The following is a 24,399-nucleotide window of genomic DNA, read 5'->3' as shown; positions in this document are numbered from 1 at the left end:
TATCCTTATAAAACCATTCTGAAAGGATAACCAATCCCAAACATGTAATATTGACAAGACCAGATACTAAAAATCAAATTCAACTAGAAAAAGTACTGGATTTCCTTCTTGATCCAAATTATCACTAAGGTCCTTTAATTTCTCAAAATGAGGGGTAGTACTTTGGTAACTTTCTATCCCTGCCAAAACATTTTGAGGATTTGCCCTAAAAACAAATTTGTCCCCAATAACTCCAACTGGAACTGCTCTAGGGTCAAAAGTAATTTCGTCTATTAGATTTGATCGTTTATATATAACAGATTTATTTGACTTATTTGAATAGATATAAACCCACGCTTCACCTTCAACAAAAAAAGCTAAATACTTATAATCTTTTGTTTCATGAAAATCAAAAATATTACAATACTGACTTCGTGCGTTAGCAATAGCCTGTTCAGGATCAGGGCTATTCAGTAATTCATTAATATTGGATTTTTTCTGTTGGAAATCAATATATAAGTATGGAACAGGTCTCTGAAAATCAGTGATCTTAAACAGGGTATCATTCAGCTGACGTCTATAAATCGCCTCTCCTTCCGGGGAATAATACATAGGATTAATCAGCGAAACATTTAAAGCCCTAGTATGATAAGGGAAAAATGAGTTTTCTTTCTGGAATTCATTGGTACTTAGAACGAGATTATCAGCATCTCTACCTGCTCCTATAAATGCATATCCCTCATTATATTTGATGAATTTTTCTCCGACGAAATCATCAATTTTATCCATCGATAAGTAGTCTCCATTGGGCTCAAAATTAAGAAACCGTCCATAGTCGAGAACTTTTACTTGGCCATTGACGATATCAAAATCCATTGCCTGTTTAAAACCTCCCGGTCCTTCACTGTTATGGCCTATGAATCGTTGGAATTTGCCATTTTTATCAAAGACAAAAACCCTTCTGCCATAAATAAAATCCAAAATATAAAACTCATTCTTATAATAACGGAACTTATGAATATCTCTGAAAAAAATAGGAGTCTCTGATTCATCGTAATTGTCAAGTGGTATAATATCCACATCTGTTTTTACTAATTGAGAAAAGTTGACTTCTGTTTTTTCTTGCGTCAGATCCACCGATAGGCTATTTAGATCTAAATCCTGATTGCTTGACTGACATCCCAAAACAACTAAAATCAGTAAAAAGAAAGCGTTCTTATTGTACATAAATGGAATAATTAGGAAGACCAAAGGAAATCATTCCTTTGGTCAAATTCATTTAATTTAAAGACTTGCACCTAACCTATTTCAATAACTAGATCACAGTCTCTTGTTTGCTCTCCCCAAGTATCGCAGATATTTCCATCTCCTGTTAACCAACAAACTTCATACGTTCCTCCAGATCCATCTGTACAAGGCAATTGTTTCCATCTCATTTCGTCTTCTTCAGCCAGAAGATCCCCAATGCTAAAGACCATAGCCCCCATAAAGAAGGCCATTCCAAATAATAACTTTTTCATAAAACTTTAAGATTGAATTAATTAAAAAAACCCTGCCGGAATCAGGTCTCACTTAAGACTTCGGTATAAGTTTATTATTTTTTTAATCGCAAGGATTAGTTTGAAAAAGAACTGCATCTGTATTTAAAACAAATATCTGTGTATCACCCTCATTTCTCACAATGAAAACTGCTTCACCTGCTGCGTAGCTGCAAGCTGAACCTGCCCACAGATCACTGACACTGCTTATTGATACAGCTTCTTGTCCTGGATATAGTCTAGACCTCTATAAAGAAGGAGATCTCTCACATAGGAATCATCTTTGAGGATTTTACGAATAAGGACAGCGGAAATATGATCACCAAAGCATTCAAATCAGACTCTCTTTTAGTTTCACTCATCAATCTCAAAGAAAAGAAGCAGAAACTCCTCAGACTCCAACTCCCCCATTTGAAGGGCGGCATCCGCTAGGCTCTTGTTATTTGAAAAATCCCAGTTCCCATCTTCGCCAGCCTTCAGCACCGCAATGAACTCTCCATTATGTCCCATCCCCAATATCCCCTCAAAGCCAAGGTCACCAACTTCCTGCCGGATAAACTCCTCAGTATCATAGAGCTTATTAGTTGATTTTGATAGTAGCCTACCTTTGATTCTCGGATATTTAAATGTTGTGAAGGAAAGGAAATTATCATTTTGAAAAATATCAAAAATGCCAATAAACATTTGGCTCTCTACAAAATATTCTAATGGACTGGGATGGTTACCATAATCAATTTTTGAAATCGGAGATTCGAAATCAAAAATATAATCAGTTGAAATTTCTCGGCTCTTAGTATTATAGCGAAAAATGGTGTCTCTATTTCCAACAGTAAAATTGAAATTGTCCTCATTAATTTGGGAAATTAGATTCCTCCCTTCCAAGGGGGTGTTGTCTAAATAATTCACATAGGGTATGGCTGACGTGATTAATTGATTATTTTCAAACACTTGAAAACCATCCCCTAAATTTAAAGAGCCATTATTTACCAGAATCTCAATATCATCTGAAGGTAATAAGTCCGAATAATAAATATTTTCATTATACCTCTCCTCTCTAATGAAATTACCATTAAGATCGAAAAAATACTTTTTCCTATAGTCCATAGGAATCAGAATAAGTAACTTCTCCTTTTCATCATAATATATATTCTCCAGATTCTTGTATTCACCAGGACCATCCCCTATTCTATAAATATGACTAAGGTACCTTCCCCTATCATCAAAAATAAGCACTGCATTTCCCTTAATTTTATCGACGACGACAATTCTTTCTTCGATCGATATGACTTTAAACAGACTTCCTATTGGTGAAAAAGAATTATCTGAAAAACTGACTAATCGAGCAGACTTTAGCTTGAGATCTTTGACAGAGGCTGTTGATTTAATTTTTATTAAGGAGGATCCAACCTCCTCTGGGGAGGTTTGTCCACATGAAAAGAAAGCACAAAAAAAAAGAATTTTGAAAATGTGAAATAATCGTTTGATCATATCTTTAGATAAATTGCTAAAGCGGGTTGTTTAGACCCGCATTGAACTAATTAATTTGTGAATGTACAAGCAGTGGTGGATGCAGCATTACATTTTTCCCCATCTAGAAGACCCCAAAAGTTTGTTTTTCGATTGCAAACAGTAACTTCTATTTCTTCTCCATCGATCTCTACCGATTCTCACAGTCGCCTTCCCCATCTAAAACTCGGGCATTTGCAAAAGAGCCACTAAATGACATACCTGTAGCAGCAAGTAAGACCATCCCAAATAATAATTTTTTCATAATTGAAAATAGTTAAAGATTTTTAAAAAAATCCCGACCGGAATCAGGTCTCACTTAAGACTTCGGTATAAGTTTACTATTTTTTTTTAATCGCAGGGATTAGTTTGAAAACAACCAGGAAATTATTTAAAAAAACAAATAAACGTGTATCACTTTCATTTTCAATTTGATAACTGCTTCTCCTGCTATATAGCTGCACTCTGTGGCTGATCACTGATACTGCCTACTGATAAAGCTTCTTATCCCGGATATAATCCGCCACTCCATCAGGAAGTAGGTATTTGACAGACTTACCGGCAAGAATAGATTTTCTTATAAAAGTCGCGGAGATGTCCAAAAGCGGCGCTTCGATCAGGGTAATACTCGGGTGCTCAAAAGTAGTTGCATCGCCGGGTCGTGGATAGACGAAGATCTCATAGTTGTCCAGAATCGTCTGGTAGTTCTTCCATCGCTTCAGCTGGGTGAGATTATCCGAACCTAAAAATAAACAAAACTGATGCTGTGGATATTGGTCAGTCAGGTAAGCGAGTGTATCTATGGTGTAGCTTGGCTTAGGCATGGAAAACTCCACATCTGAGGCACGGAACTGATAATTGTCCTCGATCGCGAGTTCCACCATTCTCAGTCGATCAAACTCATGAATCAAAGACTGACGCTTTTTAAGCGGATTCTGCGGACTGACCACAAACCAAACCTGGTCTAAATCGGTGCGGTCATGAAGCGTGTCTGCGATGATCAGATGACCAATATGGATGGGATTGAAGGAACCGAAGTATAGACCGATCTTCAAAACTTATCTGGCTAAAAATTCGCTGACTAAATACTCAGCTTCTGCGCTTGACTTTGAAAACTCGTCATTGACTACCGTCACATCAAACTGTGGCTCAAACTTGGATTCAAACTCTGCCTTGAATATTCGACGGGAAAGTGATTCTTCTGACTCTGTTCCTCGATCATTTAGTCGTTCTGCCAGCACTTTCAAACTAGGTACTTTCACAAAAATCGCCAATGCCTGATCTCCAAAGTATTTCTTTAGGGCTAATCCACCTTTGACGTCCACATCGAAAATCACAGCTTTTCCGGAATCCCAGATGCGCTGAATTTCTTCCTTGAGCGTACCGTAGAAATTACCTGCATAGACTTCTTCCCATTCTATAAAATCGTCGTTGTCGATATGCTGTTTGAACTGCTCTTGGCTTAAAAAGTAGTAGTCTTTTCCATGAACCTCATGTCTGCCACGCTTGTCACGGGTACAGGCAGAAATAGAAAATCCCAGATTTGGGATAGTTTGGATCAGGTGCTTCACTAAGGAAGTCTTGCCTGAACCCGATGGCGCTGAAAAAATAATGGCCTTTCCTTGGGTCATGACTATATAATATCCTGAATCTTTTCTCGAATACGATCCGCTAGTTCAGTGGGTACAGCGTGTTTGGTGCATTTTGTTTTCAATACATCTCGGATAGCCTGCTCCAGGTGGTAATGTTCAAAGCAAGGTTGACATTTGGCCAGCTTTTCCTTCAATACTTCCTTGCCGGAATCTTGAAGTTCACCGTCCAAAATACTTTCTAACAGCTCAAAGCACTTGCTCTCGTCGCTGCATTGCTTCTTTCGCTCTCCAGATGGGTTGTCATTCATTTCCATGGGTAATTTTTTTTAATCCTCCTCGTCCGTATTGTATCCCATATTGTGGGCGTAACCTTGAAGTTTCTCTTTCAATAGATTTCTTGCGCGGTGCAATCTGGATCTTACTGTCCCAATTGGGATATCCAGAATCTTGGCCATCTCCTCGTAAGTGAACCCTTCCAAGTCGCACAAGATAATCACTGTTCGAAAATCAACTGCCAGGCTATTCAATGCATTAGAGATCTCGTCACCTAGCATATCCTTCACCGACTCAGCTCTGAGATCGCTAGTAGTTTGGTAGTGAACATCATCGGAGTTGTAATAAGTTTCAACTTCCTGATAATCTACCTTTGCAGGCTGCTTACTTTTCTTCCGGTATTCGTTGATAAAACTGTTCTTCAGGATTCTAAATAGCCAAGCTTTGGCATTAGTTCCCTGCTCAAAAGAGTTGATAAACCGATAGGCTTTTAGGTAAGTATCCTGCACAAGATCTTTGGCATCATCTTCATCGAAGGTGAGCCTGTAGCCAAAATTGTACATTGAGTCTATGTGTGGCATAAACTCCCCATCGAAGATGGCATTTTTCTCTTCCTGAGAATATTTTCTGCGCTGGACTTCCGACATATGCCTCAAAAGTAATGATTGGGTCAATTTATTACTAGTTATTACTAGAAAATGAGAAAAATTCGAACGCATAAGATTTGAATATCGTTCGTACACCTTGAAAACTTTGATATAAAATCTTTTTCCCGTCTCTATTTCTGCTTGGGTTGAAAATTGAAAACTAAATAAATCACCAATAGCAAAGGAGCTCTTCGCTGTAGATATTGGATATTCATACCAAAAGAATTCGTGTGATTTCCTTTTCTTTGTTAGTTGTTATGATCTCCGTGATATGCCTAAAAACTCATGAGCTTTGTAATTAAGCTAATCTCTTACCTTCCACTTCCAATACTTTATCTGATCTCCGATATACTTTATTTGGTAGCTAGATTTATTCTTGGCTACAGAAAAAAAGTTATTGATGAGAATTTGAAATTTGCTTTCCCGGAGAAGTCAGAGAAGGAACGCAAAAGAATCAGAAATAGCTTTTATAGGAATTTCACTGATTCGTTTGCCGAAACGATCAAGCTCCTGACTATTTCTCAGATAGAGTTTGAGCGAAGATTTGAGATGGTTAATTCACATTACCTGGACGAAGTGGTCAATTCCGGCACTTCGGCTTTAATGGTTTCAGGCCACTTATTCAACTGGGAAATGGGGGTAATCGGTATCAATCAAGCGATCCAGGCTCCTGTAGAAACGGTCTATTTGAAAGTCAACAACCCTTTCTTCGATAGCTTGATGAATACTGTTAGGACACATTTTGGCGGAAAAGTTACAGAAAAAAAGGCTTTTCGGAGGACCATGCTTACCTTAGCAAAATCTCCCAGAGTAGTATTACTAGGTTCAGATCAGCGCCCTCCTACTGCGGAGAAAAGATACAAAAGGGACTTCTTAAATAGACCCGCGGTCTTCTTTGAGGGAGCAGAATTTCTTTCCAAGAAAATGAACCTCCACGTCATCTACGGCAAAATGACCAAAACAAAGAGAGGCCATTATCGCTACGAAATGATCAAATTAGCTGAGCCTCCATTTGTCGGACATTACGAGCACAGCATCACGGATCAGTTTTGTGAAATGCTCGAAGAAAACATCAGACTTCAGCCGGATCTTTATCTCTGGAGCCACAAGCGATGGAAAATTTAAATTGAAAGAACTTGTCCGCCATGGCGGATTGAAAAATTGGAAAATTGGAAGCTTGAAAATTTCCAAATCCCACTTTAAACCTCAAATCTTGATACTAGTTACTTGATACCTAATCTTGACTCTTGTATCTAGCTTCTTGAATCTAAAAAATAAATGGATTACCTCGATAGTTTAAACCCAGAGCAGCGAATGGCTGTAGAGCATACGGATGGACCCGTTATGATCATCGCTGGTGCCGGATCTGGCAAAACCCGTGTGCTTACCTACCGAATCGCTCATCTGATTTATGAAAAGGGAGTAGATGCATTCAATATTTTATCGCTGACTTTTACGAATAAGGCTGCAGCAGAAATGCGCCACAGAATAGAAACCTTGGCTGGTTTAGAAGCTAGAAATACCTGGATGGGGACCTTTCACTCCGTCTTTGCAAAAATACTTAGAGTAGAAGCCCCAAAAATTGGTTACCCTTCCAATTTCACCATTTACGATTCTGACGATTCCAAATCACTCATTCGTTCGATCGTCAAGGAAATGCGTTTGGATGACAAAGTTTATAAAGCAAATGCAGTTCTATCGAGAATCTCTGGTGCCAAAAACCGCCTGATTACCTGGAAGGTGTATCAGGATGATCCATTTGTGAAAGCAGATGACGAAGCTGCGATGAAACCAAAAATGGGAGAAATCTACCAGCGCTATCAGGATAGACTTTTCAAAGCTGGCGCGATGGACTTTGACGATTTGCTTTTCAATACGAACATCCTTTTTCGAGATCATCTCGACGTGCTGAATAAATACCAACAGCGCTTCCGCTATGTGATGGTGGATGAGTTTCAGGATACTAACCTTTCCCAATATCTGATCACCAAAAAGCTAGCAGCTGTCCATCAGAACATCTGTGTGGTAGGTGACGATGCGCAAAGTATCTATGCCTTCCGTGGAGCGGACATCCAAAACATCTTGAATTTCGAGAAGGATTATCCGGATCTATTCGTGGTGAAACTGGAGCAAAACTACCGATCCACGAAGACAATTGTGGATGCAGCAAATTCCATTATCGACAAGAATAAAGCCCAACTCAAAAAAAACGTCTGGACTTCAAACGGAGATGGAGATCTTATCGAACTGGTCAAAGCAAGCACTGACAGCGAAGAAGGCCGAATTGTTGCCTCAACAATTTTCGAAGAGCGAAATACCAAAAAGCTAAATAACAGCGATTTCGCTATCCTTTACCGTACAAACTCACAATCCAGAGCGATAGAGGAAGCTTTGCGAAAATTGAACCTGACTTACAAGATCGTGGGTGGTCTTTCTTTCTACCAACGGAAGGAAATCAAGGATCTGATGGCTTACATGAGATTTACAGTGAATCCCGTGGATGAGGAAGCTTTCAAACGGATTGTGAATTATCCAAAGCGTGGTATTGGAGATACGTCTGTCGATAAAATTTTGGTTGCAGCTTTTGATCATGATATGCAGCTCTGGGAAGTGGTGCAAAATGCGCATAGCTTCATTGGTGGTAGAGCTGCAAGTCAACTGGATGACTTTGCGACTATGATCAAAGCATTTAAAATCGAAGTGGAGCGAAAGGATGCCTTCGAAGCAGCAAGTAGCATAGCGAAGCAAAGTGGTCTTTTGCGCGAGCTCTATGAAGACAAAACTATAGAAGGACTGAACCGCTACGAAAACGTTCAGGAATTGCTCAATGCCATCAAAGAATATGTGGATAATGAAGAGAATGAGGACAAAAGCTTAGGAGCTTTTCTACAAGAAATCGCTTTGCTCACAGACAATGATCGAGATAAAGACACCACAGATGCGATCACGCTAATGACTATTCACTCTTCCAAAGGACTGGAATTTAAGCAGGTTTTTGTGGTGGGAATGGAGGAGGATTTGTTTCCTTCACAGATGATGATGCAAAGTCGGGAAGATCTGGAGGAGGAACGGAGATTGTTTTACGTAGCCACCACCAGAGCGATGGACAAATTGTATTTCACTTATGCCCTGACTCGATATCGCTATGGTAGATTGCTAAATTGCGAGCCAAGTAGATTCTTGGAAGAGGTTTCACCAGATTGTATCAAAGTGAGTAAAAAAGTATCTTCGAAAGAAATGCCTGGAGCTTTTCGCAGAGAAGGATTACCTGGAAGCTCAGAATCGGCATCAGGCTATATTGGAATAAAAAAGAAGCCGGAAAGCAGGATGCCGACAGCGATGAAACTGCATACGCCTAGCCCGGATTTCAAGCCTTCCAATACGAACAATCTTCAAGCAGAGCAATTGGTAGAACATCCAAAGTTTGGCTTTGGGAAAGTTCAAAAGATTGAAACAGAAGGAATTAACCGAAAAGCATCGATTCAGTTCGAGCATTTTGGCGAGAAAACATTATTACTTAGCTTTGCGAAGCTCAGAATTATAGACTAATCACCTGCACCCCTGCCTTTTGGTAATTTTTTCATTACCTTAAATAGCGCTAAACGGGATGCACTATGGAGCCACTAGAACTAGATAAACAAAAACTCATTTTGAAAGAATACGGCAAAAACATTCAACGCCTCGTTGATCACATCACGGCGATTGAAGATCGTGATAAGCGCACCCAAAGCGCCTATACTGTAATTGAAATCATCAAACAGCTCAATCCCAGCGTAAAGCAGGAGAACGACCAAAAGCTTTGGGACGACTTGTACATCATGTCAGATTTCAAACTTGATGTAGACGCTCCTTTCCCGATGCCTGAAAAGGAATTGCTTGGCAAAAAGCCACTGCCTATTGGTTATCCTACCAGTGAAATCAAATTCAAGCATTACGGCCGAAATATCGAGAAATTGATAGAAGGAGCGATAAAGCTTGATGATGACGAGGAGCAGGAAGCTGCAATTATTTTTATCGGTCAGCTCATGAGAAGCTTTCACTCCACCTGGAACAGAGAAAATTTCGATGATGCCATAATCTTAGACGACATCAAGACGTTATCCAAAGGGAAACTGCACATCGATCTGGAGAAGGTGAAACAAAATGGACTATTTGAATCCAATACGCACCGGGACTTCAAACCACCTCGCCAAGAAGAGCGCACCAACAGTAAAAACAAGCGATCCAATCACAATAATAAGCGTCGCTCAAATAACGGACACAACAAAAAACGTAGAAATTAATGGGGTCATTTCGGGTCAATGGTGGAATTAAACTCAAAGGAGAAATAATTCCTCAGGGAGCAAAAAACGAAGCACTTCAGATTCTATGCGCTGTTCTTCTCACACCGGAGAAAGTAACCATAGATAAAATCCCAAACATCGTAGATGTCAATAAGCTTATTGATTTGTTGAGCGATATGGGTGTAAAAGTCACTAAAAAAGGTCCTGAGACGTATACTTTTCAAGCTGACGAAGTCAACCTTGACTTCATGGAAACAGAGGAATACCTCAAAAAAGCCTCAGCTTTAAGAGGATCAGTAATGCTTTTGGGTCCTTTGCTAGCTCGATTTGGTACTGGAAAGCTATCTAAGCCAGGAGGAGACAAAATCGGCCGTAGAAGAATGGATACCCACTTTACTGGTTTCCAGAAACTCGGAGCAAAATTCAATTACGATTCAAAAAATGAGATTTTCCACATCGATGGAAAGAATCTAAAAGGTTGCTACATGCTTCTCGATGAAGCTTCTGTAACTGGTACAGCAAATATTGTCATGGCGGCCGCAATGGCTGAAGGAACTACGACTATTTATAACGCAGCTTGTGAACCTTACCTGCAGCAGCTTTGCGACATGCTGAACCGCATGGGAGCGAAGATCTCAGGTGTTGGATCAAACCTGCTCACTATCGAAGGTGTGAAAAAACTGGGAGGCACCACACATAAAATGCTTCCTGATATGATCGAGATCGGATCTTTCATCGGTCTTGCAGCCATGACTCAATCCGAGATTACGATCAAAGACTGTCAAATTCCTCGCTTGGGAATCATTCCTGATATGTTCCGTAGGATGGGTATCAAACTAGAATTCAGAGGAGATGATATCTTCGTTCCTGCTCAGAAGCATTACGAGATTGAGACTTTCATTGATGGTTCTATACTGACAGTTGCCGATGCGATTTGGCCGGGATTCACTCCTGATTTGTTAAGTATCGTTTTGGTAACAGCCACCCAAGCAAAAGGGACTGTTCTTGTTCACCAAAAGATGTTTGAGTCCCGTTTATTCTTTGTGGATAAGTTGATCGACATGGGAGCACAGATTATCCTTTGTGATCCGCATAGAGCCACAGTGATTGGTTTAGACAGAAAAACTGAACTTCGCGGAATCCGCATGACTTCCCCAGATATTCGAGCTGGGGTAGCCTTGCTTATCGCAGCTCTTTCTGCTAATGGCACATCAATCATCGATAATATCGAGCAGATCGACCGAGGTTATCAAAATATTGACGATAGACTAAGAGCTCTAGGAGCAGAAATTGAGAGAATCTCTTAACAGTATATAAATACTTACCTGTGAAGGGCTTTGAATGATTTTCAAAGCCCTTTCTTTTTTCAGTGAGTCTATTGACAAGGATTTTTTATTCTCTCTAACTCATTACCAACACTTTATCAGAAAGATAGGCTTCCACCAGAGATTCCACTAAGAACTTGACCTTATTCAAGAATCTATTTGGACATAAAATAAATACCAGAGCAATATTCTTTCATTTCTTTCCTTTGCAAAAATTTTGGTAAATTCTGGCTTTAATAGCCAAAACAACCTATATGTCAAAGAAAAAACTCCGGAGCCAAGATTGGTACGGACGCACAGGAAAAGACGGGATTATTTATCGGTCCTGGATGAAAAACCAAGGTTTTCCTCACCACCTTTTTGAAGGAGATAAGCCTGTTATCGGAATCTGCAATACATGGTCCGAGCTTACTCCCTGCAACGCACATTTTAGAGATCTAGCCGAAGCGCTGAAGCGCGGAATCTGGGAAGCTGGAGGGTTTCCACTTGAATTCCCAGTAATGTCACTGGGTGAATGCTCTATCAAGCCCACCGCCATGCTTTTTCGAAATCTTGCTAGCATGGATGTGGAAGAAAGTATCCGAGCAAACCCAATGGATGGTGTAGTCCTCATGTGCGGATGTGATAAAACTACCCCTTCTTTAGTCATGGGAGCGGCATCTGTGGATATTCCTTCAATAGTCCTTTCAGGTGGCCCTATGCTAGTCGGCCGCTACAAAGGAAAAAAAATAGGCACTTCTGACATCTGGAGATTTGCAGAGGAGTTCAAGCTCGGTAAAATGACCCAAGACGACATGATAGAAGCCGAGGCAGCTATGTCTCGCTCAGTGGGGCACTGCGCACCTATGGGCACCGCATCCACTATGGCAGCAATGGTTGAGTCACTTGGTCTCTCCTTACCTGATAACGCCACCATCCCTGCAGCTGATTCAAGACGCAAAGTGCTTGCACACATGACGGGTATGCGGATCGTCGAAATGGTAAATGAAGACTTGAAAATGAGCAAAATCCTCACGCGCAAAGCATTTGAAAATTCTATTATGGTGAATGCAGCTTTGGGAGGGTCAACCAATTTTATCCTGCACCTTACTGCCATCGCCAAAAGAATTGGAGTAGATGTTGATTTGACTGATTTTGATAAATTTTCTTCTATGATTCCGCTGATTGCTAATGTGCAGCCATCTGGAGAGCATTGGGTGGAAGACCTATTTTATGCTGGAGGCCTTCCAGCGGTAATGAAGGAAATTGAAAAACATTTGCATCTCGGTGAAATCACCGCAAATGGTAAACCTATCGGTGAAAACTTCTCTAAAGCTCAATGCTATGATAGAAATCTAATAGGCACTTTCGAAAAACCTATAAAACCTGACTCAGGAATTGCAGTTTTGAAAGGCAACCTTTGTCCCAATGGAGCTGTCATCAAGCCATCCGCGGCCACTCCTAGCCTACTGACTCACACCGGCCGAGCAGTTGTTTTTAACGATATAGATGATTACAAAGCCAGAATTGATACTCCTGAGTTGGACATCGATGAAACCTGCATCATGGTAATGAAAAACGTGGGGCCAAAAGGCTATCCTGGAATGCCTGAAGTCGGCAATATGGGGTTACCCCAAAAGCTCCTTGCTAAAGGTGTCAAAGACATGGTTCGTATTTCTGATGGAAGAATGAGCGGAACAGGATATGGTACAGTGGTCCTCCACGTATCGCCAGAGTCAGCTATCGGTGGACCATTGGCATTAGTTCAAACTGGAGATATGATTGAGCTAAATGTTCCTGCAAGAACCTTAAACCTGTTGATCTCTGACGAAGAATTTGAAAAAAGAAGAGCGGAATTTAAGCCTCTAAACTTGCCTTATGAGCGTGGCTACGTCAATTTATTTCTAGACAAAGTCAACCAAGCTCACGAAGGGGTAGACTTTGATTTCCTCCAAGGCAGTTCAGGATCCGAAGTAAAACGGGATTCGCATTAAAATGATACCCAAAAAAACCGCTATAATCACCGGAGCAGGGCAGGGAATTGGATTAGCAATTGCCGAAAAACTTGCTGCCCAAAGTGTGAATATCATTATTAATGACCTTGAAGAAGGGCTCATTACTGAAGCCTGTAAGAAAATTAGTATTGCTCATGGGGTACAAGCCATTGCTGTTTCCGGGGATTCTAGCGCTGAGGAAGTGATAGAAGAGTTGATACAGACAGCTCTGACCAATTTTGGAACACTGGATATTGTGGTAGCTAATTCAGGAATCACATTATTTGGACCCTTCTTGGAGTATTCCAGAGCAGATTTTATGGAAGTGACCAAAGTAAATCAACTAGGCACTTTCTTCTTGGCTCAGGCTGCTGCAAATGTGATGAAAGATCAGGTGAATGGTGGTGCGTTGCTTTTCACTTCTTCCGTCACAGCGCATCAAAGCCATGAAAATCTCGCTGCATATGCCATGAGTAAAGCTGCTCTGGAAATGCTTGCGAAGAACTTGGTTCTCGAACTTGCTCCATTTAAAATCAGAGTAAACACTATTGCACCAGGAGCAACGGTAACAAACAGAACTATCCTTGATCCTGAATATGAAAATACCTGGTCGAAAATCACTCCACTAGGCAGACCGGCTGCAGTGAAGGATATCGCGAATGCAGCTGCGTTTCTGGTTTCTGATGAAGCAAGGCATATCACCGGACAAACTTTAGTGATAGATGGTGGATGGACAAGTGTTAGCCCTTCACCTTATGCCTGAAAATCATCAAATCATTCTCAAGAACTTGAAATTGTTCAAGCAGGCTCCCGCACCATGGAAATTGCAGGGAGAGGGGATAATTTTGGTCTATAAATTTTCAAGAAAATGGCTGGAGCGCAATGGGGATTTACCAGATCATTTGAAAGGAAAATTTAAAGGTGGCTTAGGCTACCTAATGTTAGTAAACTATAATTCCTCACCAGTTGGCCCATACAAAGAATTACTTTTCCTACCGGGGAAATTTTCTCTTTACGACAAGCAGTCTATCACCAAAATCTACGTGAGTACTGAAGTAAGTACTCAAAATGGTCGATCCAATTGGGGAATTCCAAAACAGACTTTAGAGATTTCCTGGGAGAAAATTAAGGGCATGGAGCATATTGAAGTTAAAGACGGTGACAAGATTGCTTTTTCATGCAAAGTGAAGTCTGGTGGAATTCCATTTCCTATGTCAACAAGTTTTTTACCTATAGAACTACACCAACTATGGGATAAGGTTGATTTCTTCACAAAACCCTCAGGGAACGGTTGGGGAAAACTCGCTAAAGTCAAACACTTAACTATGGATCCTACTTATTTCCCTGATCTCACCTCTAAAAAACCATTGTTCGCAGTAAAAATTAACCCTTTAAATATCGAATTCCCTAAAGCGAAGTATGCTTTATAATACCATTTTAATAACGAATACCATTATCACTAGAGCATTCAGATACTAGAAAATAATTTGCATCGCAGCTAATTCACTTCTGGATAGTCAAAGTTATACTGCAAGTAACTTCAACAGGAAAAAGTGAATATTTCTTCCCCCTTCATTTCTTTGTATGTTGTTTATAAATAGGTTTTTTAAATTCATCCAAAGCCTATTTCAACTATTTGAGTACCAGAGGTATAAAAAGTGGCTAAAAAATCAATCTGAATCTTAAGTCTGTTAACTTTATAAAAAAAACTTATCCATGAAGAATCTTACGCTCATATTATTGCTAGTCTGGGCTCTCCAGGCTTGCCAACCAAAAGAAACTATGCCGGACACCTTGCCTATGAAAGTAGCAATGGCCTATGGTTTTGATAAGTTTGACGAGGTAAACTCTATAGCATACACATGGAATGTGCAGCGCGACTCAGTGAATGTACTATCACGTGATTGGAAATGGAATATCAAAGATAGTACAGTCTATTACTCAGGAACTGACACCACATTTACATACAGCCTCACTGCAGAGTCTATGCCTGATAAAGACGCTGGATTTGTCAATGACAAATATTGGTTTATGATGCCATTCCAACTGGCTTGGGACACTGGGTACACCTACGAAACTGAGGAAAATGTACCTACACCGATCAAGGGCACCAACTCTACTAAACTGACCATAGTTTATAGCTCAGGAGAGGCTAAAGCACCAGGCATGGGATACACTCCAGGTGATGCTTATGATTTGTATTTGGATGATAATCATAAAATTTTAGAATGGACTTTTAGAAGAGGAAATGGTGCCGAAGGCAGAACTTGGACTTGGGAAAATGAAGAAAAATTTGGCCCAATCACCTTGGTAAAAGACCATATGGGAGCAGATGGAAATCGGTTTATCTGGTTCTCCAATATTTCGGTGAATTAACCAAATACCAAAAGTCAAATAGAGCCGTTTGCATGTAGCAAGCGGCTTTTTTGTTGCTTTTACTTATCTTAAATGCTCCGGATTTCTATGATTAGCAAACCCCAAAAAATGAACTCCAACAGTAGAAAATCTTATCAAAACATCCAGTCTATTGATTGGGTCGGGGTTAGTCTCCTATCCATTTACAGCCTTTTCAAAGTCCAAGATAGACTACACCGTAGGAGAAATCATGGATTTGGTAATTACCTAAATTCCGAATGCTCCTTTTACTACAACCGTGAGCACATTAAAATCCGGGAATTAAGATCAGATTATTTAGGCTTTCCGGTTACACATTTTGCAAGTGGCAACTCTTTGAAGATGTTTTAATAGCTTTATATTCTATCTACTTATTCACCTCCCATGAAAAAAATCATCTTAGTATTTTTCCTTCTAGGCTTACATTACTCTATTTCTGCCCAACGGCTCTCCCATGATGAAGAAAAACTGATCGCCGAAGTAGAGAAAAACTACCAAGCAACCGTAGCGCTTCTTGAAGAGGTAACTAATATAAATTCAGGTTCACTCAATCTGGAAGGAGTAAAAGCTGTTTCCGATGTTTTCGAAAGGGAATTTCAAAAGATTGGATTTGAAACAGAGTGGTATAAACTTCCTCCAGAGGCCAAGAGAGCTGGACATTTTATCGCTACGCGCAAAGGAAATTCCGGGAAAAAGATTTTTATGATAGGTCATCTCGATACAGTTTTCGAGAAAGATATGCCGTTTACTCCTTTCACCTATTTAAATGATTCTACCGCAACGGGACAAGGTGTAAATGACATGAAAGGTGGTGATGTAATGATTTTGGCGAGTCTGAAAGCCTTACATGATTTGGGAATGTTGGAGGATAAAACGATTACCGTTTATTTCACCGGCGATGAAGAAAGCTCAGCTGATGAGGAGCTCTCACGAAGGGATTTTATTGCAAGAGCAAAAGAACATGACATTGCCTTGGCTTATGAAACTACCCAGAGTTTCGGCATCGCAACTGTAGCGAGAAGAGGCAGCAGCGGATGGAAACTAAAAACTAGCGGAAAACAGTCCCACTCCAGCGGGGTTTTCAGGGAGTCTGTGGGATACGGAGCTATATACGAAGCCGCAAGAATTTTAACAGAATTCCAAGAAGAATTGGCAGGAGAACAGTATTTGACCTTCAATCCAGGACAGATTATTGGAGGTTCAGATATCAGTTATAATACCGAAACAGGAAAGGGAGAGGCACTTGGCAAAACAAATATTGTTGCCAGAGAGGCATTTGTAACTGGTGATTTGAGGTTTTTAGGCGAAGAACAAAAAGTAGCCGCAAGAATAAAAATGAAGGCGATAGTGGCCCGACATCTAAATCAAACCGATGCCGAAATCACCTTTGAAGATGGATTGCCATCCATGATTCCTACGGAAGGAAACTTGGCTTTGGCAGAGAAACTTAACGAACTGAGTCAAGAAATGGATTTGGGCGAAGTGAAACCTGGTGATCCAGGCAGTCGCGGCGCTGGAGACATCTCCTTTGTTGCTGACTTCGTGGATTGTTTAGATGGTCTAGGTGCTTCAGGAAATGGAGCCCATGCTCCTGGAGAAACAATTAACATGAAAGAATACCCTGAATTAATCAAAAGAAGCACCTTATTCCTTTATCGATTGACTAGGTAAACCAGTAAATTCGCGCCTCTTCGAAATGATATTAAAGATAAATGCCAAATAAAAAGTCAAGGTCTGCGCCGCTAGGTTTAGTATTTCTTGGAGTGATCCTGACCTCCGCAGCGGTGTTTTTTATTTATACTACTTGGATCCAGCTTCATGGCAAACCTTCTTATGTCAACAAGCCAATTTCTGAGCATGAGGAATTGAAATTTGATTACGTCTTCAAAACCCAAGCTGATGGCATTTTGGGTATAGATATCTCTCATTATCAAGGTAAAATCAATTGGGAAGAAATCGAGCTAACAATAAAGGATAGACCTATTGAATTTTTTATTTTTCGAGCAACAATGGGTGATGATCAAGATGAGCTTTTTGAGGAATATTGGAAAGCTTTAGATACTGTGAATATCAGGAGAGGTGCTTATCACTATTATCGTCCCAACCAGAATAGCAGCCTGCAAGCAGAGAACTTCATCAAAAATGTAAGTTTGAAACCCGGTGATTTTCGCCCAATACTCGATATTGAGAGGCATTCCACGATTCAATCCAAAGATAGACTCCGAGAGGGAATTCAAAACTGGCTCAATTTAGTCGAAGCTCACTTTGGGGTAAAACCTATTATATACACAGGCGACACTTACAATCTTGAGGTTTTGAGTGGTCATGGCTTTGAAGATTATCCTTTGTGGGTTGCAAATTATAATCCTATCCGAGAGCCAAAAAGTGACTTGTGGATCATTTGGCAATTCACAGAAAAGGGAAGGGTAAAAGGAATTAAAGAACCGATTGACCTAAACGTGTTGAGAGGTGGACCCAAAACGCTGGAGTCACTTCTGATCTATTAAGAAGGCACTCTGATTTAGATTCAGACCTTCTAAATACTTGACTTTAAGGGGCAATCCAAAACTCTTTTCCCATGGGATAAGTGAAAAAGTATTATAATTTGCGAAAGCAGTGCTTTTAACCTAACCCAAAAAAGACCGTGAAGACTTACTACTTCCTTTTATTTTTTCTTCCACTAAGTACATTCAGTGTGAAGGCTCAAGACGGCTATGAATACGGCCCTAACTCAGAAGTCTATGAGACCATTCCGAAGGGAATTGTGTCAAAACATTCCTGGGAGAGCACCACATTTCCAAACACCATCCGAGATTACTATATCTACGTACCAGCGCAATATGATGCCTCGGAGCCAGCTGCATTGATGGTTTTTCAGGACGGGCATGCCTATGTCAATACAATAGGAGATTTCAAAGTCCCTACCGTTTTTGACAATCTAATCGCGCAGGGGAAGATGCCAGTGACCATTGGGCTTTTTATCAATCCTGGCCATGATAAGAATCTGCCAGAACCAGAAAGTCCATATAGAGTCAGCAACAGAAGCTTGGAGTATGATGACATGTCCTCTACATATGGTGATTTCTTGTTGAATGAAATGATTCCAGAATTGAAGAAGAGTTATAATATCTCTGACGATCCTAAAATGAGAGCCATTGCCGGACTTTCTTCCGGAGCCATTTGCGCGTTCAGCGCGGCTTGGTTTCATCCAGGATCTTTTCATAAAGTACTCAGTCACATTGGAAGTTTCACGGACATCCTTGGTGGACACAATTATCCACCGATGATTCGTAAGACTGATAAAAAGGACATCAAAGTGTTTATGCAAGACGGCTCATCAGATCTAAATAATCAATTTGGGAATTGGTGGCTAGCCAATCTGCAAATGGAGTCTGCACTGAAATTCAAGGATTATGAATATGAGTTTGTTGGAGGTACGGGAGGGCATAATGGCAATCATGCAGGTTCGATTTTACCAGAATCTCTAGCTTGGCTCTGGAGTGATGTAGTGCCCGAAAGAGTCGCATCACAAGTATATTCTTTTCCTTCTGGTAAAGCTGACACCGTCCTGATGAAAGGAAAAACTATGCATCTTGATGATATGGACTTTACAGTGAACTTCATCAATCCATCGGCTCAGAAGGCCTTTTTCGATACCAAAAAAGAGCAAATCTTAATCATCAAGGAAGGCGAGGTAAAAGCAACTTTGAACGGTAAATCCAAGACTCTCGGAGCGAACAGCGTGGTAGTGATCATGCCTGGTGACAAAGCGGAATTTATAGCTAAATCTGAAGGCGTGGCATATTATCAGATGGCTTATACTTCAAAGGATATCGATGTGGAACGGGGAAAAAAGGCAGGATCAGAAATCTTGGCTTACAGCGAACTCGACTATAAAACGCATGACCGAGGTGGGATTCGAAATTATTTCCACCGAGAAACTGCCATGTGTCCATACTATGAAATGCACATGACAAATCTGAACCCAGGCATAAAAAGCCATGAACCGCACACCCATGTGGCCACAGAAATAGTAATCATGATAGAAGGTGAAACAGAGATGGAAATTGGTAACCAGAAATATCTTGGTAAAGCTGGAGATGTTTATTTCTTAGGCTCATCAGTCCCACATGCGATTCGAAATATGGGAAATGAACAGACTAGGTATCTCGCATTTCAGTGGAATTAAATTTAAAGGAATATGCTAAACAAAACCTCATAACTGCGCTGTGAAAAACCAACACTGAAGATCTAAACATCAAGACCGAAATGCAGATTCTCTAAAAATGAATAGCCTCGGCCTCAAACTGGCATCCCATTAAATTTTAGTATTTTACATACTTTCAATCCACCCGTTTTCCAGTACAAATGAAAAAAACCATCCGAATCTTATCTGCCTTTGTCACTTTTGTAGCTGTATTTTATTTTACATTTTGGATTTTCGGAGCTATTGTATCAATATTTTTCGATTCAGACCCTCCGAAATGGGCAATGGTAATTTCGAGCATTGCAAGTTTTATTACCGCAGGCTATCTAGCATATCATGTTTGGAAAAAAAAAGAAAATAAGAAGCCGAGTCAAGGATCTTACATACTCGCTGGAGCTCTCGGGGTAGGTGTAGCAGGCTTCATACTAGGTTTTTTTGGCCCATTGATTTTGACCCCTGAAGCCAACCAAGGACCTTTACTAGGTATTCTTATTACCGGTCCAGCTGGTATTGCAATAGGTGCCATAGGAGGCTCCATTTATTGGGAAATAAAAAAGAGAAAGGCCAAAAAAGTTGTTAAAGACAATCAAAATTGATTATTTCAAATTAAGCTTATGTAGTCCAGGATTTTCACAAAAGCGAATTGACAAGTCCAAAATTAAGACAGATCAGGCCTTAGTTACCCTTATTAAATTTAATATCACCCTATCAAACTACAAATCAAGTACATCACCAGCTTGAAGTGTAAACTTCTGCTAATATGGATTTGAAAAATAGATCAAATACATACCTCAAGCCCTATTCACCCCAAGTGGTAATTATATGAATCCTTAAAACTTAAGAATTTCACTTTAATCCACTACTCCTAATCGTGTGTGAAAATGAATAAGATACAGGGCATTAACAATAACGTGAATTGAATTAAAATCCTTTACCTGATGGAATGTACTTATTTAAATAACTAATGGAAGAGTCTGAAATTTGTTCAAAACAAATTCACCTCGACAGATGTAGTTATAGGAAAACCCAAACTCTTTCAACAGAAAAAGAGGTACCACAGCAACATATACAAATGAAAAAATTAAAATTCGATAAAACTGGAAATGCTGAATTCTCCAAAATCTTACGAATCAGGGTTAATGATCACTTCAAAAATAACAACAAGAATATTTATGGGAATGCAAATATGGTCTTCAAGACTGTTATTATGCTGTCCGTTTTTATTATCCCAATCATCATTATCTGCACAGGTGTAATAGCTAATGCATACTTACTTTTCACACTATACATTACAAGCGGACTTGGGATGGCTGGAGTGGGCATGGGGGTAATGCATGATGCCATTCACGGTTCCTATTCCAAAAATCAGACTGTGAACAAGTATTTGGGATATACTATGAATCTCATTGGGGCCAACGCCAATGTTTGGAAGGTGCAGCACAATGTACTTCATCATACTTATACCAATATTGATCATGCTGATGATGATATCAACGCCCCGTTTTTCTTAAGATTTTCTCCTAACGCTAAACTGTATTGGATCCATCGGTTTCAATACTTGTACATTTGGTTTTTTTATGGGCTCTCTACGATTTCTTGGATTACTACTAAGGATTTTGTCCGCGTAAACCGATACAAAGAAATGGGCTTTTTCAAAAAAGGATCAGAATTCAAAAAGGAGATCTTAAAAATTCTTGGATGGAAAATCTTCTATTACTCTTATGCGCTTGTGATTCCTCTACTTATGGCGCCTCTGCCAACTTATATAATCATTCTAGCATTTTTGAGTATGCATTTCGTCACGGGAATATGCATCAGTGCAGTGTTTCAGACGGCTCATATAGTCTCAGACGCATCCTTCCCACAGCCCGACGCTGAGGGTCAAATGGAGGGAGATTGGACAGTTCACCAGCTGGCTACTACCAGCAACTATGCACCGAAAAGTAGATTCTTTTCATGGCTTATAGGTGGGTTGAATTTTCAGGTTGAGCACCATTTATTTCCTAATATATCACACGTTCACTATCGTGAGCTTTCAGTTATAGTTGCTGAAACAGCTCAGGAATTCAATGTGCCATACTTAGTAAGAGACACGTTTATGGATGCTATTAGTGATCATATCGATATGTTGAGACAGTTAGGAAGAGCTTAGGGGATTTTCTGACGAAAAAGCACCTCTACTTTAAAGGACGAAATTTGTAACAAGGCACGAAGTAGCTTAACTTATTTGGCTAAACCCTGTAGCCATGACAGCCTTTACTATTCTCCTTTTATTGCTCACTTTTTTTTCAGGTCCAAAAGAAAAAGAAGCCCCAAAAGCTCCTCAGCCAAATATCCTGTTTCTGATAGCAGATGACTGGTCATATCCGCATGCTGGAGACTATGGTGACCAAGTTGTGCGAACTCCAACTTTTGACCGATTGGCTGCAGAAGGAGCATTATTTACCAATGCCTATACCGCATCCCCTTCTTGCTCTCCTTCCCGAGCAGCTGTGCTATTGGGTAGGTATCCGCATCAAAATGGCGATGGAGGAAATCTCTGGTCTGAATTCCCCAATGCCCATCCTACCTATGTACAGATATTAGCGCAAGCAGGATATTTCACTGGCTCCACTCGTAAAGGTTGGGGGCCAGGAGAGTTTCAGGTCACTGGATTTTCCCATAATCCCGCTGGAAAAAACTATGAGGATTTCGAGGCTTTTTTAGCCGAAAAGCCACAAGATTCACCTTTTACATTTTGGTTTGGGAGCACAGATCCGCATCGGGAATATGTGCCTAATACCGGAATCCAGACGGGAATGAAATTGGAAGATGTGGACGTACCTGGTTTCTTCCCAGACAATGACTGCGTGCGAAATGACATCCTAGATTACTACTTTGAGATCGAGCGCTTTGATCGAGAGTCTGGACAACTAATCCAAATGCTGGAGGAAATGGGCGAACTCGATAATACCATTATCGTGATGACCAGTGATAACGGCATGCCTTTTCCTAGAGCTAAGGCTAACTTATACGACTACGGCACGCGAATGCCTCTGGTGATCAGATGGCCAAAAAAAGTGCAAGCTGGAACCGTCATCGATGATTTTGTGAATTTTGTAGACTTTGCTCCGAGCTTTGTGGAGGCAGCAGGCCTAGTGCAGAGCTCCATGTCTGGCCAATCCCTTTGGCAGTTAGTAGCTGGAGAAAAGCAAAACCGGGAGCAGGTGTTTCTGGAAAGAGAACGTCATGCAAATGTGCGTAAAGGGGACCTATCCTACCCTATGAGGGCTGTTAGAGATCACAAATACCTTTACATCCGAAACATGATGCCGGAGCGAAATCCTGCCGGAGATGCCACCGTTCATCAATCGGTAGGTCAATATGGGGACGTGGACAATTCCATCACCAAGTATTTGATCATGAGCATGGAGGGAAAAATTCAGGCAGGAAAGCCTGATTATTTCAGTTTAGCTTTTGGCAAAAGGCCTCCGGAAGAACTTTATGACGTAATCGCAGATCCCTACCAATTGGTGAACTTAGCCGAGGATAAAACCTATGCAACTGTCAAAGGCGAAATGAAGAAAAAGCTTCAAAGCTGGATGGAAGAAACCGGAGATTTGAGAGCAAGCGATCCCCGCTCTTTGTATTGGGATGAAGTTCGCTATACGCCCAGCTATCAGCTGAAAAACTATGATTTCGAGCAAAGAATAGAGGAATACCGTATTATGCCACCATTTGGAAAAGATGCCAAAGAAGGTATTCCATGTCTTGACACAAATCCCTAGATAAGAACTATCAAAAGGTTGAAACCAAATCCTAAGTGCGGGATCTAAGCGCGCAGCATCTATTAAACCCCAAAAATGAGATTAAACCAAAAAGTAGCCGTCATAACTGGTGCCACGAGTGGAATGGGAAAAGCCATGGCCGAACGATTTGTCAGTGAAGGAGCCTCCGTGATTTTGAGTGGTCGTGATGAGACGAGAGGTAAGGAGCTAGAAAAAAAGCTTGTTGAAAAGGGTGGAAAAGCAGTTTTCATTCCTGGTGACATTTCTCAACTAGCAGTAAATGAAACACTAGTCCAAGAGGCTATTCGGAATTTTGGCAAACTGGATATCGTCGTAACCAATGCTGGAAAATTAGGTTTGGGATCGGTAACGGATATTTCCATTGAAGAATGGAATGAAACCATAAGAACCAACCTAAATTCCGTGTTTTACCTGTGCCGATTTGCGATTCCTGAGATGCAGAAAAATGGTGGAGGAGTCATCCTAGCAACTAGTTCGATCGCGGCTTTTAAAAGCTTTCCCAACCATGCTGCTTATTGTGCAAGCAAAGCCGCGCTGGTAGCATTGGTCAAAGAAATGGCCTTGGATTATGGCCCAACTATCCGTGTGAACACAATTTGTCCAGGCCCAGTTGATACGCCCATGATCTGGGATTCAGCCAAAGCATTTGCTGAGCCTAACACCATCGTGCAGCAAACAGCCAATAACACGTTGATGAAGCGACTTGGAGATCCAGAAGATATTGCTTCGCTGGCCTTGTTTCTGGTTTCCGATGAAGCCTCATGGATCACTGGTTCTGCCTACACCATTGATGGCGGGATTTTGGTGAAGTAGGAGCGATAATTCTATTTATTTGGCGGAAAAAAACCCAAGGGTCTCTGCTCGGAATTTGCATCCCCAAGCACCGACAGCAGC

General features: G+C 40.6%; 23 protein-coding genes. 16 read left to right on the top strand and 7 right to left on the bottom strand.

Going from position 1 to position 24,399, the window contains the following annotated elements:
* Positions 1-66: 66 nt before the first annotated feature.
* The 7 genes from LV83_RS10080 to LV83_RS10050 form a co-directional block, all read right to left on the bottom strand.
* A complete protein-coding gene (locus LV83_RS10080; protein ID WP_111611425.1) occupies positions 67-1,206 on the bottom strand; it encodes a 6-bladed beta-propeller in 1,140 nt (379 codons plus the stop codon).
* A gap of 71 nt (positions 1,207-1,277) precedes the next feature.
* A complete protein-coding gene (locus tag LV83_RS10075; protein WP_111611424.1) occupies positions 1,278-1,499 on the bottom strand; it encodes a hypothetical protein in 222 nt (73 codons plus the stop codon).
* Between the two features lie 372 nt (positions 1,500-1,871).
* The gene (locus LV83_RS10070; RefSeq protein ID WP_111611423.1) at positions 1,872-3,005 is read right to left on the bottom strand and encodes a 6-bladed beta-propeller; all 1,134 of its coding nucleotides are present in this window, start codon (positions 3,003-3,005) and stop codon (positions 1,872-1,874) included.
* Between the two features lie 506 nt (positions 3,006-3,511).
* A complete protein-coding gene (nadD, locus tag LV83_RS10065) occupies positions 3,512-4,078 on the bottom strand; it encodes a nicotinate (nicotinamide) nucleotide adenylyltransferase (protein WP_111611422.1) in 567 nt (188 codons plus the stop codon).
* A 3-nt stretch (positions 4,079-4,081) separates the two neighbouring features.
* Positions 4,082-4,654, bottom strand: coding sequence for a guanylate kinase (gmk, locus tag LV83_RS10060; RefSeq protein WP_111611421.1), 573 nt, complete (start codon positions 4,652-4,654; stop codon positions 4,082-4,084).
* Positions 4,655-4,656: 2 nt separating this feature from the next.
* Positions 4,657-4,929, bottom strand: a complete 273-nt coding sequence (locus LV83_RS10055) for a mycothiol system anti-sigma-R factor (protein WP_111611420.1) — start codon at positions 4,927-4,929, stop codon at positions 4,657-4,659.
* A 12-nt stretch (positions 4,930-4,941) separates the two neighbouring features.
* On the bottom strand, positions 4,942-5,535 hold the full coding sequence (locus tag LV83_RS10050; RefSeq protein ID WP_111611419.1) for a sigma-70 family RNA polymerase sigma factor: 594 nt from the start codon (positions 5,533-5,535) through the stop codon (positions 4,942-4,944).
* Between the two features lie 285 nt (positions 5,536-5,820).
* Here LV83_RS10050 and LV83_RS10045 point away from each other — a divergent pair, with 285 nt between their 5' ends.
* The 16 genes from LV83_RS10045 to LV83_RS09975 all read left to right on the top strand — a co-directional run bounded on the left by LV83_RS10045 (position 5,821) and on the right by LV83_RS09975 (position 24,318).
* On the top strand, positions 5,821-6,660 hold the full coding sequence (locus LV83_RS10045; RefSeq protein WP_111611418.1) for a lysophospholipid acyltransferase family protein: 840 nt from the start codon (positions 5,821-5,823) through the stop codon (positions 6,658-6,660).
* A 153-nt stretch (positions 6,661-6,813) separates the two neighbouring features.
* Entirely contained in the window at positions 6,814-9,084 is a 2,271-nt protein-coding gene (locus LV83_RS10040; protein ID WP_111611417.1) for an ATP-dependent helicase, read from the top strand.
* A 65-nt stretch (positions 9,085-9,149) separates the two neighbouring features.
* Positions 9,150-9,818: a DUF4290 domain-containing protein gene (locus LV83_RS10035; protein WP_111611416.1), complete on the top strand. Its 669-nt coding sequence runs from the start codon at positions 9,150-9,152 to the stop codon at positions 9,816-9,818.
* On the top strand, positions 9,818-11,125 hold the full coding sequence (gene murA / locus LV83_RS10030; RefSeq protein WP_111611415.1) for a UDP-N-acetylglucosamine 1-carboxyvinyltransferase: 1,308 nt from the start codon (positions 9,818-9,820) through the stop codon (positions 11,123-11,125). The genes LV83_RS10035 and murA overlap by 1 nt, the downstream gene beginning before the upstream one ends.
* A gap of 272 nt (positions 11,126-11,397) precedes the next feature.
* Positions 11,398-13,116 (top strand): IlvD/Edd family dehydratase, encoded by a 1,719-nt coding sequence (locus LV83_RS10025; RefSeq protein WP_111611414.1) that lies wholly within the window; start codon positions 11,398-11,400, stop codon positions 13,114-13,116.
* A gap of 1 nt (position 13,117) precedes the next feature.
* Entirely contained in the window at positions 13,118-13,879 is a 762-nt protein-coding gene (locus tag LV83_RS10020) for an SDR family NAD(P)-dependent oxidoreductase (RefSeq protein ID WP_111611413.1), read from the top strand.
* Entirely contained in the window at positions 13,872-14,546 is a 675-nt protein-coding gene (locus tag LV83_RS10015; protein WP_111611412.1) for an acetoacetate decarboxylase family protein, read from the top strand. The genes LV83_RS10020 and LV83_RS10015 overlap by 8 nt, the downstream gene beginning before the upstream one ends.
* Before the next feature lie 286 nt (positions 14,547-14,832).
* On the top strand, positions 14,833-15,492 hold the full coding sequence (locus LV83_RS10010; protein ID WP_111611411.1) for a hypothetical protein: 660 nt from the start codon (positions 14,833-14,835) through the stop codon (positions 15,490-15,492).
* Positions 15,493-15,600: 108 nt separating this feature from the next.
* Entirely contained in the window at positions 15,601-15,861 is a 261-nt protein-coding gene (locus LV83_RS21295) for a hypothetical protein (RefSeq protein WP_146613704.1), read from the top strand.
* A gap of 33 nt (positions 15,862-15,894) precedes the next feature.
* Complete coding sequence (locus tag LV83_RS10005) at positions 15,895-17,181, top strand: M20/M25/M40 family metallo-hydrolase (protein WP_111611410.1); 1,287 nt, start codon at positions 15,895-15,897, stop codon at positions 17,179-17,181.
* A 41-nt stretch (positions 17,182-17,222) separates the two neighbouring features.
* On the top strand, positions 17,223-18,017 hold the full coding sequence (locus LV83_RS10000; protein WP_111611409.1) for a glycoside hydrolase family 25 protein: 795 nt from the start codon (positions 17,223-17,225) through the stop codon (positions 18,015-18,017).
* Between the two features lie 137 nt (positions 18,018-18,154).
* Positions 18,155-19,699 carry a cupin domain-containing protein gene (locus LV83_RS09995; RefSeq protein ID WP_111611408.1) on the top strand — a complete coding sequence of 515 codons (1,545 nt, stop codon included), beginning with the start codon at positions 18,155-18,157 and terminating at the stop codon, positions 19,697-19,699.
* Positions 19,700-19,878: 179 nt separating this feature from the next.
* Positions 19,879-20,313, top strand: a complete 435-nt coding sequence (locus tag LV83_RS09990; protein ID WP_111611407.1) for a hypothetical protein — start codon at positions 19,879-19,881, stop codon at positions 20,311-20,313.
* Between the two features lie 476 nt (positions 20,314-20,789).
* Positions 20,790-21,869 (top strand): fatty acid desaturase family protein, encoded by a 1,080-nt coding sequence (locus LV83_RS09985; protein ID WP_170124566.1) that lies wholly within the window; start codon positions 20,790-20,792, stop codon positions 21,867-21,869.
* Between the two features lie 94 nt (positions 21,870-21,963).
* Complete coding sequence (locus LV83_RS09980) at positions 21,964-23,484, top strand: sulfatase family protein (RefSeq protein ID WP_111611406.1); 1,521 nt, start codon at positions 21,964-21,966, stop codon at positions 23,482-23,484.
* Positions 23,485-23,559: 75 nt separating this feature from the next.
* Positions 23,560-24,318: an SDR family NAD(P)-dependent oxidoreductase gene (locus LV83_RS09975; protein WP_111611405.1), complete on the top strand. Its 759-nt coding sequence runs from the start codon at positions 23,560-23,562 to the stop codon at positions 24,316-24,318.
* Positions 24,319-24,399 lie beyond the last annotated feature (81 nt).

It is taken from the genome of Algoriphagus yeomjeoni, from assembly GCF_003259505.1.
In the GTDB taxonomy this organism is placed as follows: domain Bacteria; phylum Bacteroidota; class Bacteroidia; order Cytophagales; family Cyclobacteriaceae; genus Algoriphagus; species Algoriphagus yeomjeoni.
Note: the sequence above shows the minus strand (reverse complement) of the source record. Positions and strands in the feature narration are given on the sequence as shown.